The following is a 14637-nucleotide window of genomic DNA, read 5'->3' on the forward strand; positions in this document are numbered from 1 at the left end:
AGCTTTATATGCAAGTTGTCGGCAAGGCTACAGTTTTCTGTAGGCCAAAATGTTTGATTGTTTAGCTTGCGAGTGATGGCGGAAGCCTGCGTCAGGCCAGGGGACTAGAGACTTGTGCTTACAGCCTCGATATACGCGAGCCGAGTCCATATAGGACCGTCGTATATTCTTTCAATCCCCGAGTTGAAATATAGGTTTGAGACTCTGGCATTCGGTGCATAGCTGAATTTTTCAGCCTACGACGATGGTGCTCATATTCATATCTTCAATCGCCCGGGTAAAGTATATGCTCCATCATTGCGTTCACCCGGCTCATTTTTAAAATCAAAGGCCCGCTGTGATGAATCTTAATGAATTCAGAAATACGACACGTAGCCAGCATTACGTTTCTCAAGCGGAGCAGCGAATGAACTCCTGCTCAGCAGATCCTCAATCGAAGAAGGCGAACACCTATCGATTTTCCATTGTTGATAGGAAGGATCCTGCAGTTCGCTCGGATGGAAAAAGCCAGATCGGAAGAGCTCTCGAGTTTCCGGATCTGTTTACCCTGGTACGGGTTGGCGACAAGGAGAGATTGAATTTTGAACACTTATTCGGTCGGTACGAAAGCCGCCACCCTGAACTGGTAGCTAGCTTGCTGAAGATGATCAACGACGTCAGATCACACGCGGTTACTCGTGAAACCATCGACTTGACCAAGGTCGGGGGGTTCGATTTCGCGAAATTTCTCGGCTACGTCAAATTCATCTATACCTATAAGACGATGAATTGGCTGAGAAATCCCCATAAAATCAAGGAGGTACTGAAGAACTTCAGTCCCTTCCTCGACCACTCACTTGATAAGCCTGGTGCATTGGCGTTGTATCTAGCACTAACTGACAAGAACTCTTCTGAAGAAGCGTATATTTGCAATACCTATGACATTTCTTCGGGCGAGTACAAGCAATGGATTCGGCTGTTGCTGCTATTCCTCTATACCGAAGACGGCGAAACCCCCAGTCTGGATGGGTTTGTGGAGGAGTTCTTCATTGCGAAAGAATTCTCTACAACTGTCTTCGTTAGCGTATTTGATGAGCTATGCGCGCTGCTGACGGACACAGGAGTGGTCAAGGAGTCTACTGCTCATGGTCCAGCCACCTATATGAACGTGTCCAAGAACTGCGTAATCGCAATTCAGCATACGTTCGTTGAGGGCGAGTTTTTGGACAAACTGATGGGGGAGCGTGCCGGAGATCTGCGTTTACGTGAGCAGCTCAAGGCTAAAATAGCCACCACGGTGAATGGCGTTCTCAGTGTCAACGACTATCGGATCCTCCAAGGTTATAACCAAATTTGCGTCAAGGCTGCTGCGGTAGAGGTCTTTTGCGCGACTCCGGATATTCACGGCGTGAAGGTTCTGAAAAGCGAAAAGGCTGAGAAGTAGGGTCCTACTCATGTCGACAGGTCGTGAGTTCTATCGCACATGTTTTGCCGCAGTTTAGGCAAGGATATGGCCTGAACCACTCTAGGTCGAAGGGCAGCTTTTTGAATCTCAGGTGGAGCAGCGAGGAGTCGTGGAGGTTGTCGGCGCTGATGCGATTTTGACCCAGACTGCTGATTTTGACTGACCCACATGCTGCCTCGGAAATCACACGCAAGGTCATCATTTTTTGAGTACTCGGGTGGGGCAGCGAATTCCGGTAGCCTGGTTCAAAATTGCATCAGCGCCAACAGCGGGGGCGTTGTGACAATTTTTATTGTTTCGTCACAACGGTCTGCATTGAGTAAAGGTTTTTACGGTTGCTTCCTTGACTTGGGGGAAGCAACCCGTTGTGACGCTATTACCCTGCGCTGTGATTCGCAGCATGGGATCCCTTCTGCCAGCCACGCTACTTTTGCGGCGTCGCGACATCGTTTTGGTAGGCCGTTTAACCGGTGAGCCAGGTTAATTCGTCACCCCCCGATTTCTTTCGTTCGGTTGGACGTCTGTCGATTGATCACGATCTGATCATCCACATGCTGGCCGTCGGCTACACAGACCGTGACCTTGGGTAGCCAGATGGCGCTTAGCTGGATGCAGAGCTGCTTTCGAATGTCCGAAGAAAAAATCCTTTACATAATTTTTCAGGCGTGTATTAATTCGTTCGCAGCCCGAACTAAATAGGGCGATGAGACAAAAGAGATTTTTCAGGAAGGGAGTATTCAAGATGAATGGGGTATTGGCCGAGTCGGCACTTGGACGTCGGGTGAATTACCAGACTGTGATGGAGTGCATCGTTCGCCAAGGTCCGACGTCCCGCGCCCAAGTCGCCAAGTTGACGGGGCTGTCCAAACAGACCGTATCGGAATTGGTCTCCATGTTGGAGGAGTCAGGCTGGGTACGTGAAGTGGGGAGTGTCCAGGGCAAATTGGGGCGCACGGCAATTACCTACGAATTGAATCCCAAAGCAGGCTATGTCGCCGTCTGTGATCTGGGTGGAACCCATCTGAAGCTGGGGATCGCAGATGTTTCAGGCCTATTGATCGAGGAATCCCGTTCTCCGCTGAAGGACGGTGGTGCCCAGGTGGTAGGGCAGCTGTCGCAGGGTATTAACGACTTATTGAAAAAGCACGGTATTGAACGCAGCAAATTACTGCAGGTTGTCGTCGGGGTGCCAGGGGTCGTTGATCGCAAAACTCGGCGAGTACATCACTCTCCGAATTTGCCGGCATTGCCTGGGGCAGACCTTGAAGAAGCACTGTATCGAGCATTAGGTGTGCCGGTGTTGCTGGAAAACGAAGTTAATCTGGCAGCAGTCGGGGAGTTGTGGCGGGGCCGCGGGCAAGCCAGCGACAGTTTCATATTTGTCGCGATGGGAACCGGCATCGGGATGGGGGTCATTCTGGACGGAAAATTGTGGCGCGGTGCCCGAGGGGGTGCGGGTGAAATTGGCTACATGCCAGTGCTGAACGAAGATGCTGATCCGGAGGTGAAACGGCACGGTCCATTAGAAATGGTGTCGAGTGGTCAAGCAATTTTGCGTTTTTACCGAGAGCTTAGTGGTACTCATGTTGACGAAGTACCTGAAGTATTTAACCGTGCTGCCGCAGGCGATGACGTTGCCCAACAGGTTATCGACCAAGTAGCGCGAGGCTGCGCCAAGGCGATAGGGGCAACCGCCACCGTACTGGATCCACAACTTTGTCTGCTAGGCGGCAGCGTTGGCGGACGCCCCGAAATGCTGGAGCGGGTCCGCTATTGGCTGACGGACATGATGGATGAACCACTGCCGCTAGAAGCCTGTGACTTAGGCAAAAAAGCCGGGCTACTTGGAGCCGTGGCAATTGCACTGCAGGAAGTTAACGGTCGGTACTTTTCCCCGCAACTACCAAATTACGTGCATGACAATGAGTTGTATCTTAGTAGAACAGCTATCCCGTAGAAAACTTTAATAAAAAGTGCATTAACCGGCTTGTCTGCGAGCCGACTATTCCTCCCGCAACCATGAGAGATAACATGACAACGGTACGAATTGGTATTAACCCGATTACTTGGACAAATGACGATGTTCCAGAGTTAGGGGGCGATACGCCGCTGGAAGTCTGTCTAAGTGAAACAAAATTGGCAGGCTATGCGGGCTCGGAATTAGGCGGAAAGTTTCCGCGTAAAGCGGAAGTGCTTCGTCCTATTGTTAAAGCACACGGGCTGGAAATTGTTTCGGGCTGGTATGACGGAAGAATTGCAGAAAACGATGTGGATGAAGAGTTCGACGCCATTTTGCCGCACCTGACGTTGCTCAAGGAAATGGGTAGCAAAGTGGTTGTTTATGCAGACACCAGTTACGGCCGCCACGGTGCTATCCATGACCCCGCCTCCATTCGTCCTGAATTGCCAGGGGGCGACTGGGTCAGCTACGGCAAGAAAGTGACTCAGCTGGCAGAAAAGATGGCTGATTTTGGCGTGCAGATGGGATACCACCACCACATGGGGACCGTCGTTCAAACCGATTATGAGATAGATCAGCTGATGCAACACACCGGTGAGGCGGTAGGCTTGCTCTTCGATACGGGGCATTGTTTGTATGCCGGGGGTGATCCTTATGCACTGGTTCGCCGTCATGCCAAACGTATCAACCATGTTCATTTGAAGGATGTTCGAAAAGCCGAGCTAGAAAAAGCCTTGAAAGAAGACTTGAGCTTCATGGGCGCGGTGATGAATGGAATTTTCACGGTGACGGGCGACGGTGTGATTGATTACGCGGATATCTTGAAAGTCCTGGCGGAGAACAATTACAGCGGCTGGCTGGTCGTTGAAGCCGAGCAGGATCCGAATAAAGCAAATCCGCTGGTGTATGCAACGATGGGTTACAAGAATACCAAGCAGTTGGCAGAACGTGCAGGCTTCACTGTCAAATCCTGAATTTCCAAATCGGTTTCACCATTAGGAAAGAGATACGTCTATGCAAAAGAAATTGCGTGTTGGTGTCTTAGGGGCTGGGTTAATTGCTCAACTCGAACATATTCCGAATATCCTGAAGTTGAGCGGGCTGTTTGAACTGGTCGGTATTGCGGATGCTTCGGCGACCGTACGCCAGTTCTTCCACGACAAGCATTTGCCCGTGTATGAATCGCATCAACAATTGTTGAGCCAGGGCGAGCCGGAAGCGATCTTTGTGTGTTCGCCGGATTGCTACCACGCCGACATGGTGATCGATGCGCTTAATGCCGGCTGCCATGTATTCACTGAAAAGCCCATCTGCTACAGCCTGGAGGACGTCGCCCGGATCAAACAGGCACGTGATGCCAATCGTCGGGTTCTGCAGGTTGGCTACATGAAGCGCTTTGATCCTTCTTACCTACTGCTGCGCGACATGTTGCCCGAAGACGGCGCCAAGCTGCGCATGGTCAGTGTGGAAGTGTGCGATCCGGACTCCTGGCCGTTCCGTGAACATCAGGGCGAACTGGTATTCGCCAACGATATTCCTCAAGCGCTCAAAGACGAGTTCAAGACCCGGCAGCGTGAGCAAGTGGTCCAGGCACTGGGCGGGCAGCCCGATGAAAACAGCTTCCGTGGTTTTACGGGAGCGTACTGCTCAAGTCTGGTGCATGACATCAACGTTGTTCACGGGCTGCTGCAAAAAATGAATGTTTCCACGGTCGGCGTTGAAGCGGCCACCTTCTTTGCCAACGGCGACGGCGGGCAGGCCACGGTGCGGCTGAATACGCAAACCAGCCTATGGCAAATGATGCACCTGACCGTGCCACAGGTGGCGGAGTATCACGAGCGCATCTCGCTGTATTTTGATGACGCCGTCTATCACCTGGAATTCCCATCACCTTACCTGAACCACTTCCCCACTCGCTTGACCGTGTGGAAGGCCGATGGTCAGCACTCACAGAAAACCGAGCACCGGGCCAACTACAAGGAAGCCTTTGTCGAGGAGATCAAATATTTCTGGGAAACCATTGTCAACGAGAGCACTCCGCTCAACACCCTCGAAGATGCCGAGCGCGACACACGTCTACTGTCCGCAATGGGACGCACCGCACTAAACAACTCAACACGTTCGATGTGAGAGGTGAGTATGCGCAAGCTGAAAATTGCAGTGATCGGTGCCGGTGTCATTGGGAAAATGCACATCCAGAATCTGGTAAAAGGCGTGGACGGCGCAGAACTGGTGGCGGTGGCCTCTCCATCGATCGGCAAGCACAAGGAATGGCTGACTAACGCAGGCGTCAGAAATCAATTCGCGGATTACAAGGAAATGCTGGCGAGTGTGGAGGTTGATGCGGTGTGCATCTGCTCCGCCACCACCGCTCACCTGGAAATCGTCAAATACGTCGCCGGGCTTGGCAAGGCGATGTTCTGCGAAAAACCGCTGGATGTTGACTATCGCCAGAGCAAGGAAATTGCGGCCATCGTCAAAGAAGCCGGCGTACCGTTCCAGGTGGGCTTCAATCGACGTTTTGACGCGCAGTTTCGTCAATTGCACCAGGTGGTCAGTGGTGGCGAAATCGGCAACCCTCAGGTGGTCAAAATCACCTCTCGCGAAGCCGAGCTTCCGCCGCGTGGCGCACTCAAGTCGGCAGGCAATGTCTTTATCGACATTCACGTGCATGACTTTGATATGGCGCAGTACCTGATGGGCGACACCATCGAACGGGTCTATGCGGAGGGTGGGGCCATTGTTGACCCGTCGCGCGCGGATGAAGAAGGTTTTGTCGACACGACTGTCATTACGATGAAATTCGCCAACGGCGGCGTGGGTGTGATTGATTGCTCGCTCGGTGCAGTTTATGGTCACGATCAATTGGCAGAGGTGCTGGGCTCCAAGGGGCTCGCGAAAATCCACAACCTCACGCCGACAACTGTAGAAATCTTCAAGGAAGAGGGCGTCAAGACAGAGAATCCTTATTTCTCTTGTCTTGATCGTTACCCGCTATCTTATGCCAGCGAACTCGCTGCCTTTGCCCATAGCGTGCTGAATAATAAACCTGTGCTAGTGGGCGCTAAAGAATCCCTGCAAGCCGAAAGAGTAGCATTGGCAGCAGATATTTCTTTAAAAGAACAACGTCCGGTATTTGTTAGGGAAGTCAACTGAAAGTTCGGAAGTCAACAATAAACATAAGAAGACAGTCCACTTTAGGAGATTCACCATGATGTCGCGGATCAAACATAAGTTGTTCCAAGGTGTTGTAACTGCTGTTTTAACTTCGGCAGTCATGATTCCATCCATTTCCAATGCTGCAGACGAACCCGTGCGCATTGCCTTTGTTACACACGGGCAAGCCGGTGACTCTTATTGGAATGCCTTGAAGAAAGGCATGGAGGATGCGGCCAAGGAAACCGGCGCAAAAGTATCTTACCAGGCCCCTGAAGCCTTTGACCCGATCGCCATGTCTCGCATGATCGATGCAGCCGTCGCCGCCAAGGTCAATGGACTGGTCGTATCGGTGCCTGATGCGAATGCCCTGCAAAAGTCGATCAAGGCTGCCGATGCTTCCGGTATTCCAGTGATTGTCGTCGACTCAGGTGAAGACGACGTAAAAAAGGTGGGTGCAAAGTTTTATGTAGGTAGCGCTGCCGAGTACTCCGCCGGGAAGATGGCCGGTGAGCGTTACAAGGCGGCAGGGGTGAAAAACCCGATCTGTCTGAATCACGAAGTCGGTAACGTGGCTATCGATGACCGTTGCCGTGGATTTAAGGACGGTATGGGAGGTAATGCTCCGGTAGTGGCCATGACGCTGGACCCGACCGACATCACCTCGCGAGTTGGCGCCTATCTGGCCAGCCACCCGGAGGTCGATGGCATCCTGGCGACCAGTTCCAGCGTAGCGAACGTATTGATTGTCGACTTGCGCAAGAAAGGAACGCTAACCAAGTACAAGTTCGGCAGCTTTGATGTGTCCCCTGAGTTGCTCGACGGTGTGGCCAAAGGCGACGTGTTCTTTGCGCTGGATGCACAACAATACATGATGGGTTACTTACCCGTTGTCATGCTCACCAAGCAAGCCAAGTATGGTCTGCTGCCATTAAACAATGTGTACACCGGTCCACTGTTCGTGAGTAACAAGACAGACGCAGAAAAAGTATTGACGCTCAGTAAACTAGGCTACCGCTAGTCTCACTATCAACCCGGCCACATAATGGGTGATGCAGTGGAATAAACGCAAAAACAGCGACTTCCGAAGTTATGAATTCGCTCTTTGTGTGGCCGAAATATACGGGGCATGAAATGAAAACAACAATAAAAATCGGCATCGTAGGCTTGGGTCGTATTGGTAAGAACCATGCGCGCAATCTGGCACAACGGGTACGTGGGACTGAGCTGATCGCGGGTTCCAGTCCGGTTGCCGCTGAACGTGAGTGGGCCGGGAAAGAGCTGGGTATCACGCGACTTTATGAAAACATGGAGTCGCTACTGGCGGACAAGGACGTTGATGCTGTGTGGCTTGCCACCCCGACATCATTGCATGCCGAGCAAATTGTCTCGGCACTCGAAGCCGGTAAACACGTATTTTGTGAAAAACCATTGGCACTCACCGAAGCAGAGTGCGAGCGGGTCCTGGCGGCGGCCGACAAGTACTCTTCGCAAACGGTCATGATCGGGTTCATGCGTCGCTACGATCCGGCGTATGTAGAAGCCAAGCGTCTGTTGAACAAAGGCGATCTGGGCCGACTGTTCCGCCTGCATTGCGCTTCGCTGGATGCGATTGATACCAATGGCTTCTTTGTAGATTTTGCGCCGACTTCGGGCGGTCTGTTCCTGGACTGCAGTATTCACGACATCGACGTCGCCCTTTGGATGACTGACGGTGCAAAACCCGTGTCGGTTTCCGCTACCGGTATCCGCGCCATGTACCCTGGCCTGGCCGCCTGCAATGACGTCGATACCGCCACTGCCACCGTTCTATTCGAGAACGACATTCTCGCGACTTTTCATGCCTCGCGCACTTCCCATCACGGCGATGAAACCTCGTTGCAGTTGGTGGGGACCGATGCTTCCCTGGCACTTGGCGTCGGGGGAACCCCGGTTTCAGAAGTCAGTGTGCAGAAGGGCAATGCCAACCACTCCGACAGGGTCGTGGATTTCTTTGGCCGCTTTGAGCAAGCCTTTGTCCTGGAAGCACAAGCCTTTATCGATGCCGTCAGCAGTGGCGACACCCTGAGGGACCGCTTGTTAGAGGCACAAGCCGCCACCCGTATTGGCGTTGCCATGCGGGAAGCGTTGGAACAACAAAAAATCGTTAACTTCGATAACTGATCAGTATCCGGGATTTCATTGGTCGCACTGTCGAGCGCATCAAGCCCACTGGCCCGCGCTCGATAGGCATCCTTGTATCAATGACTTCCTAGTTTATTTGGAAATAGTAATTTCTAGACCAAATGGAGAAGAAAATGAATGCCACAAGTGTTGAAGTGCCCAAAAGCATCCAGATAACAAAGAAGGGTGTTGGCAGCGATTCAAAACGGTTAACTAAACAATCAATTTTTGCGCGTGTTATGCATCGCCCGGAATCGGGTGCGGTATCGGGTCTGGTGTTTGTTTATGTGTTCTTTCTCTTGTTTGCGAATGGCAGTGGAATGTTTGGCGCCGAAGGGATGCTGAATATTTTCAAAGTGGCCGCCGAGCTTGGGATTTTGGCGGTTTCGGTTTCCTTGCTGATGATTGCAGGTGAGTTTGATCTGTCGATCGGGTCCATGATTGCACTTTCGGGGCTTATGATCGGCGTTGGCGTTACCAAGTTGGGGTTGTCATTACCGGTCGCGGTGATGATGGCGTTTGTATTCAGTTTGATGATCGGCGCGTTTAACGGTTATTTGGTGGTTCGCACCAAATTGCCATCGTTCATTGTGACCTTGGCGACAATGTTCATCTTGCGCGGTGTCGCCGTAGCGGTAACGCGTCTATTGACCGGTAAAACGCAAATTTCTTATGTCGTGAATGAGCTCAATGAAAACTCCTGGGTAGTGTCTATTTTTTCTGGACACCTCTTTGGCGGGCTGTTCCAGTACCTCGCGGAACACGGTGTGATCACGATGCGGCCGGATGGACTGGCGTCAGTGCCCGGTATTCCGGTGTCGATCCTGTGGTGGGTAGTTGTTACGGCGCTGGCAACCTGGGTATTGCTGCGCACTCGTCTGGGCAACTGGATCTTCGCTACGGGCGGGGATGCCAATGCTGCACGCAACATGGGCGTTCCGGTTGATAGAGTAAAAATATACCTGTTCATGTTCTCGGCATTGATGGCGACTTTGTTTGCCACCATACAAGTTTTGGAGTCGGGGTCTGCCGACACCATGCGCGGTATTCAGAAAGAGTTTGAGGCCATTATTGCCGCGGTTATTGGTGGTTCTTTATTGACCGGGGGATATGGTTCTGCGGTGGGCTCCATGGTTGGCGCCTTGATTTTCGGTACTGTTCAAGTTGGCATGTTCTACACCGGCATCGATACGGATTGGTTCAAGGTTTTCCTGGGGCTGATGGTTTTGATTGCTGTGTTGTTTAACGATTACATCCGCAAGATGGCAACCAGCAGCCGATAAGTTACTACAGGAGATTTAAAATGCTTCCAGTAATTGAACTTGCCAATGTCAGAAAAACCTTCGGTTCCGTGGTTGCCCTTCAAGGTGTGTCATTTGATGTTTGCCCAGGCGAAGTGCATTGCTTGCTTGGGGATAACGGTGCGGGTAAGTCCACCCTGATCAAGGTGTTGTCTGGTGTGCATCAGCCCAGTGCTGGCGGCATTCGTATCAACGGCAAGGATGTCTTGTTCAAGAGCCCGCGCGATGCCTATCAAGCCGGTGTCGCAACCGTGTTCCAGGACTTGGCGATGCTGCCGTTGATGAGTATCAGCCGTAACTTCTTCCTGGGGCGTGAACCGACCAAGGGCCAAGGTTTGATGCGGCGTTTTGATGCGAAGTACGCCGATCAAGTAACCCGTGAAGAAATGGTGCGGATCGGCATCGATATTCGGGATCCGGCGCAGGCGGTTGGAACCCTGTCGGGCGGCGAGCGGCAGGGGTTGGCCATCGCTCGAGCGACCTATTTCGGCGCCAAAGTCTTGATCCTAGATGAGCCGACATCTGCGTTGGGTGTCCACCAGGCCAGCATGGTCTTGAAATATATAGCCAAGGCCAGAAACGACGGCATTGGCGTGGTGTTTATTACGCACAACATCAACCACGCCTACCCGATTGGCGATCGATTCACCCTGCTCAATCGAGGCACAAACCACGGTACTTACAAGAAAACCGATATTTCTCGCGACGAAATCTTGCGCGTGATGGCCGGTGGTGAGGACTTGGACACGCTCGTGGAGACGCCGGGCGTTGTGATTTGAATGATCAAGATTACGAGGGCTGAACATGGGAAGTTTGACGAAGTTTGCAAATGATCGCCCTATAGACCTCATTTGCCTCGGGCGTTTGCTGGTCGACCTTTATGCCACCAACATTGGTGCACGTCTGGAAGATGTCAGCCACTTCGCCAAATACCTGGGAGGGTCTTCGGGTAACGTGGCGTTTGGCACAGCGAGGCTGGGCTTGAAGTCGGCGATGTTGAGCCGGGTGGGTGCCGAGCAGATGGGACAGTTCCTGGTCGATACCCTGGCGGCCGAAGGTTGCGATGTGTCGCAACTTAAGCGCGACCCAGAACATCTGACAGGCCTGGTGTTACTCGGTATCAAGGACCGTGAGAGCTTCCCGCTATTGTTCTATCGCGACCATTGCGCCGATATGGCGCTATCGGTAGATGATATTGACGAATCCTTTATCGCCTCCAGCAAGGCGCTGGCCATTACAGGCACGCACTTCTCGCAACCAGGGGTGCACGCCGCTGCCAGCCTTGCCCTCGACTTTGCTCGTCGCAACAACGTGCGCACGGTATTGGATATCGACTACCGTCCGGTTCTTTGGGGGCTTACCGCAAAGGGGGATGGTGAAACCCGGTTTATCGCCGACTGCAGCGTCACCCAACATCTGCAAGCCATTCTGCCGAAGTTCGACCTGATCGTCGGCACCGAGGAGGAGTTTCGTATTGCGGGAGGCATGGATGATCTGATCGCCTGTCTACGGGTGGTGCGACAGGTATCTGACGCCACACTGGTGGTGAAGCTCGGTGCACTGGGGTGCGTGGTGATCGAGGGTACAATCCCTGACCGAATAGAGGATGCCGGTATTCAGCGGGGCGTCCAGGTGGAGGTGCTCAACGTACTAGGTGCCGGGGATGCCTTTCTGTCCGGCTTCCTGTCAGGTTGGTTGCGCGGCAGGGACTACGTGGACTGCTGCCGCTATGCCAATGCCTGCGGTGCACTGGTAGTGAGCCGCCATGGTTGTGCGCCGGCGATGCCGACGCAGGCGGAGCTGAGTTATTTCCTCAAAACCCAACCGATGCGGCCGGCCGCGGACAAGACCCTCAACCATCTGCACCGGGTGACAGTAGCGCGTCCACAGTGGGAGGAACTGTTGGTATTGGCTTTCGATCACCGCATCCAGTTGCTCGAATTGGCTCGGCAGGCCGGTTTGCCCGAGTCGAGCATCGGCAAACTCAAGCAACTGCTTGTCGAGACCGTGGCCGAAGTGGAACAGCAATACGGCCTGGCCGGCAAGGTCGGGATTCTGGCGGACGACCTCTATGGCCAGGATGCCCTGAACGATGCGACAGGGCGTGGCTGGTGGCTCGGTCGTCCGGTCGAGTTGCCGTTGTCCAATCCGCTTCAGTTCGAGTGGGGACGTTCAATTGGCTCGCATCTGCTCAGCTGGCCCAAGGAACATGTGATCAAGTGCCTGGTGCCCTACCACCCGGATGACGCGATAGAAAACCGCCAAGAGCAGGAGGCCCAACTACTGGCGCTCTACCAGGCTGCCCAGGTGTCCGGTCACGAGTTGTTGCTGGAAGTGATTCCGCCACGGGATCTGCCGCAGTCGCCGGATACCGTTTACCGCGCATTGCAGCGTCTTTATGACCTGGGTATCGCTCCCGAATGGTGGAAGCTGGAGCAACTCTCTGCGCCGATGTGGCAGCAGATTGATGCGTTGATTCATCAACGCGATCCGTACTGCCGTGGCGTGGTGCTTCTGGGGCTCAATGCCCCGGCCGACAGATTGCGAGAGGGCTTCCGCGCCGCGCGGGCCTCCAAGACCTGTCGCGGTTTCACGGTTGGCCGCACCATTTTCTACGAACCCAGCCGCAAATGGTTCCAGGGGGAACTCGACGATGAGGGGGTCAAGCGTGAAGTCGCGGCCAACTTCGTGGAGTTGATTCAAGCCTGGCGTGAAGAGTCCGGGAGGGCTGCCTGATGTCCACTATTCGATTGACCATGGCCCAGGCATTGGTGCGTTATCTTGCCGCTCAACGGGTCGAGATTGACGGCGAGCAACTGCCGCTGTTCGCAGGCTGTTTTGCCATCTTCGGCCACGGCAACGTGGCGGGTGTCGGCGAAGCGCTCTACCAGCAGCGCGAAGATTTTCCTACCTATCGTGCACACAATGAGCAGGGTATGGCGCATGCCGCGATTGCCTACGCTAAGGCGCACTTTCGCAAGCGCATGATGGCGGTGACCACCAGTATTGGCCCGGGTGCCACCAATCTGGTCACGGCTGCCGCGCTGGCTCACGTGAATCGGCTACCGGTGCTGCTGTTGCCTGGCGACGTGTTTGTTTCGCGGGCACCGGACCCGGTGCTGCAGCAAATTGAAGACAGCGCCGATGGAAGCGTGTCGGCCAACGACAGTTTGCGACCGGTGTCGCGCTACTTCGACCGCATCATTCGCCCCGAGCAACTGCTGACTGCCTTGCCGCGTGCGATCTCGATTTTGACTGACCCGGCCCAGTGCGGCCCAGTGACACTGGCCTTGCCGCAGGACGTGCAAACCGAGGCCTATGATTACCCGGTTGAATTTTTCAACGAGCGGCTAGTGCGCATCCGCTGCCTGACGGCTGCTGAGGCTGAGCTGGCCGAGGCTATCCAGGCGATTCGTCAGGCCCGCAAGCCAGTGATCGTATCCGGTGGGGGGGTGCTGTACGCCGGCGCCGGTGCCGCATTACGTACTTTTGCCGAAGTCTTCGGCGTGCCGGTCTGTGAAACCCAGGCGGGTAAGAGCGCCTTGCCATGGGACCATCCGTTGCAACTGGGGGCGGTCGGTGTGACCGGTTCACCAGCGGCCAACGAGCTGGCGAGCGAGGCTGACCTGGTGTTGGCCGTCGGTACCCGTTTACAGGACTTCACGACGGGCTCACACAGCCTGTTCAGCCAGGCCCGGTTACTGTCGATCAACGTCAACACCTTTGACGCGCTGAAATGGCGTGGTCAAGGTCTGGTGGCGGACGCTCGCTGGGCATTGGACCAACTGACTCGAGAACTGGGCAACGACTGGCAGGCCGAGGCGCAATGGACCGAGCGTGCGCGTCGGTTGGCGCACGGTTGGCGCGAAACAGTTCAAGGCGTCACCAGCCGGTGTGAAGCGCCGGGCGCCGGTTACCTTCCCTATGATGCCGAAGTGATTGGTGCGGTCCAGCGCTCGCACCCGGACTCTGCTCGGCACGACATCGTGGTGTGTGCCGCTGGCACGCTGCCTGCCGAACTGCACAAGTTGTGGCGTGCAGGTGCAGCAGGCGCCTACCACATGGAGTACGGCTACTCCTGCATGGGCTATGAAGTGGCGGGGGGGCTGGGGGTGAAGATGGCCCGCCCGGAACGGGAAATCATCGTGATGGTGGGCGATGGGTCCTACCTGATGATGAACTCGGAATTGGCGACGTCCGTGATGCTGGGTCAAAAGCTGATCGTGGTGTTGCTGGACAACCGAGGTTACGGCTGCATCAACCGTTTGCAGCAGGCCTGTGGTGGCGAGCCCTTCAATAACATGCTGGAAAACTGCCTGACCGGTCCCCAGGGGGTGCCTGAAATCGACTTCGCGAAACACGCTCAAGCGCTGGGCGCCAAGGCCGAACATGTGACCGGTATCGCCGGGCTGGAAACGGCCATGGTTCGAGCCAGGCAAAGCGATCGCAGTTATGTGATTGTTATCGATACCGATGCACGGCGTACTACCCAGGAAGGTGGCTGCTGGTGGGAAGTCGCGGTACCGCAAGTATCGCAGCGCTCGCAAGTGCAAGAGGCGCGTGCCGCCTATGAGTCGGCCAGAAAGGTGCAGCGCATCTAAGGGGGGAACAAC

Annotated in this window: 11 protein-coding genes; all 11 read left to right on the forward strand. The window is 54.4% G+C overall.

Translation table 11 applies throughout. From position 1 onward, the window contains the following. Positions 1-340 precede the first annotated feature (340 nt). The 11 genes from ACVWYU_RS00765 (at position 341) to iolD (ending at position 14625) form a co-directional block, all read left to right on the forward strand. On the forward strand, positions 341-1423 hold the full coding sequence (locus tag ACVWYU_RS00765) for a hypothetical protein (RefSeq protein WP_457371680.1): 1083 nt from the start codon (positions 341-343) through the stop codon (positions 1421-1423). A 763-nt stretch (positions 1424-2186) separates the two neighbouring features. Continuing rightward, positions 2187-3401: an ROK family protein gene (locus tag ACVWYU_RS00770; RefSeq protein WP_457371681.1), complete on the forward strand. Its 1215-nt coding sequence runs from the start codon at positions 2187-2189 to the stop codon at positions 3399-3401. A 74-nt stretch (positions 3402-3475) separates the two neighbouring features. After that, positions 3476-4378: a myo-inosose-2 dehydratase gene (iolE, locus tag ACVWYU_RS00775; RefSeq protein WP_457371682.1), complete on the forward strand. Its 903-nt coding sequence runs from the start codon at positions 3476-3478 to the stop codon at positions 4376-4378. Between the two features lie 40 nt (positions 4379-4418). Next, positions 4419-5534: a Gfo/Idh/MocA family protein gene (locus ACVWYU_RS00780; RefSeq protein ID WP_457371683.1), complete on the forward strand. Its 1116-nt coding sequence runs from the start codon at positions 4419-4421 to the stop codon at positions 5532-5534. Positions 5535-5543: 9 nt separating this feature from the next. Continuing rightward, the gene (locus ACVWYU_RS00785; RefSeq protein WP_457371684.1) at positions 5544-6560 is read left to right on the forward strand and encodes a Gfo/Idh/MocA family oxidoreductase; all 1017 of its coding nucleotides are present in this window, start codon (positions 5544-5546) and stop codon (positions 6558-6560) included. 55 nt (positions 6561-6615) lie between these two features. Beyond that, a complete protein-coding gene (locus tag ACVWYU_RS00790) occupies positions 6616-7581 on the forward strand; it encodes a rhizopine catabolism ABC transporter substrate-binding protein (RefSeq protein WP_457371685.1) in 966 nt (321 codons plus the stop codon). A 71-nt stretch (positions 7582-7652) separates the two neighbouring features. Beyond that, positions 7653-8723 (forward strand): Gfo/Idh/MocA family oxidoreductase, encoded by a 1071-nt coding sequence (locus ACVWYU_RS00795; RefSeq protein ID WP_457371686.1) that lies wholly within the window; start codon positions 7653-7655, stop codon positions 8721-8723. A 134-nt stretch (positions 8724-8857) separates the two neighbouring features. Continuing rightward, positions 8858-10006: an ABC transporter permease gene (locus tag ACVWYU_RS00800; protein ID WP_457371687.1), complete on the forward strand. Its 1149-nt coding sequence runs from the start codon at positions 8858-8860 to the stop codon at positions 10004-10006. Positions 10007-10026: 20 nt separating this feature from the next. Then, positions 10027-10803 carry an ATP-binding cassette domain-containing protein gene (locus ACVWYU_RS00805; RefSeq protein WP_457371688.1) on the forward strand — a complete coding sequence of 259 codons (777 nt, stop codon included), beginning with the start codon at positions 10027-10029 and terminating at the stop codon, positions 10801-10803. A gap of 25 nt (positions 10804-10828) precedes the next feature. Then, positions 10829-12760, forward strand: a complete 1932-nt coding sequence (locus ACVWYU_RS00810; RefSeq protein ID WP_457371689.1) for a bifunctional 5-dehydro-2-deoxygluconokinase/5-dehydro-2-deoxyphosphogluconate aldolase — start codon at positions 10829-10831, stop codon at positions 12758-12760. Further along, positions 12760-14625: a 3D-(3,5/4)-trihydroxycyclohexane-1,2-dione acylhydrolase (decyclizing) gene (iolD, locus tag ACVWYU_RS00815; RefSeq protein ID WP_457371690.1), complete on the forward strand. Its 1866-nt coding sequence runs from the start codon at positions 12760-12762 to the stop codon at positions 14623-14625. Before ACVWYU_RS00810 ends, iolD begins: the two co-directional genes overlap by 1 nt. Positions 14626-14637: the final 12 nt, after the last annotated feature.

Source organism: Pseudomonas sp. TE12234 (assembly GCF_054061835.1).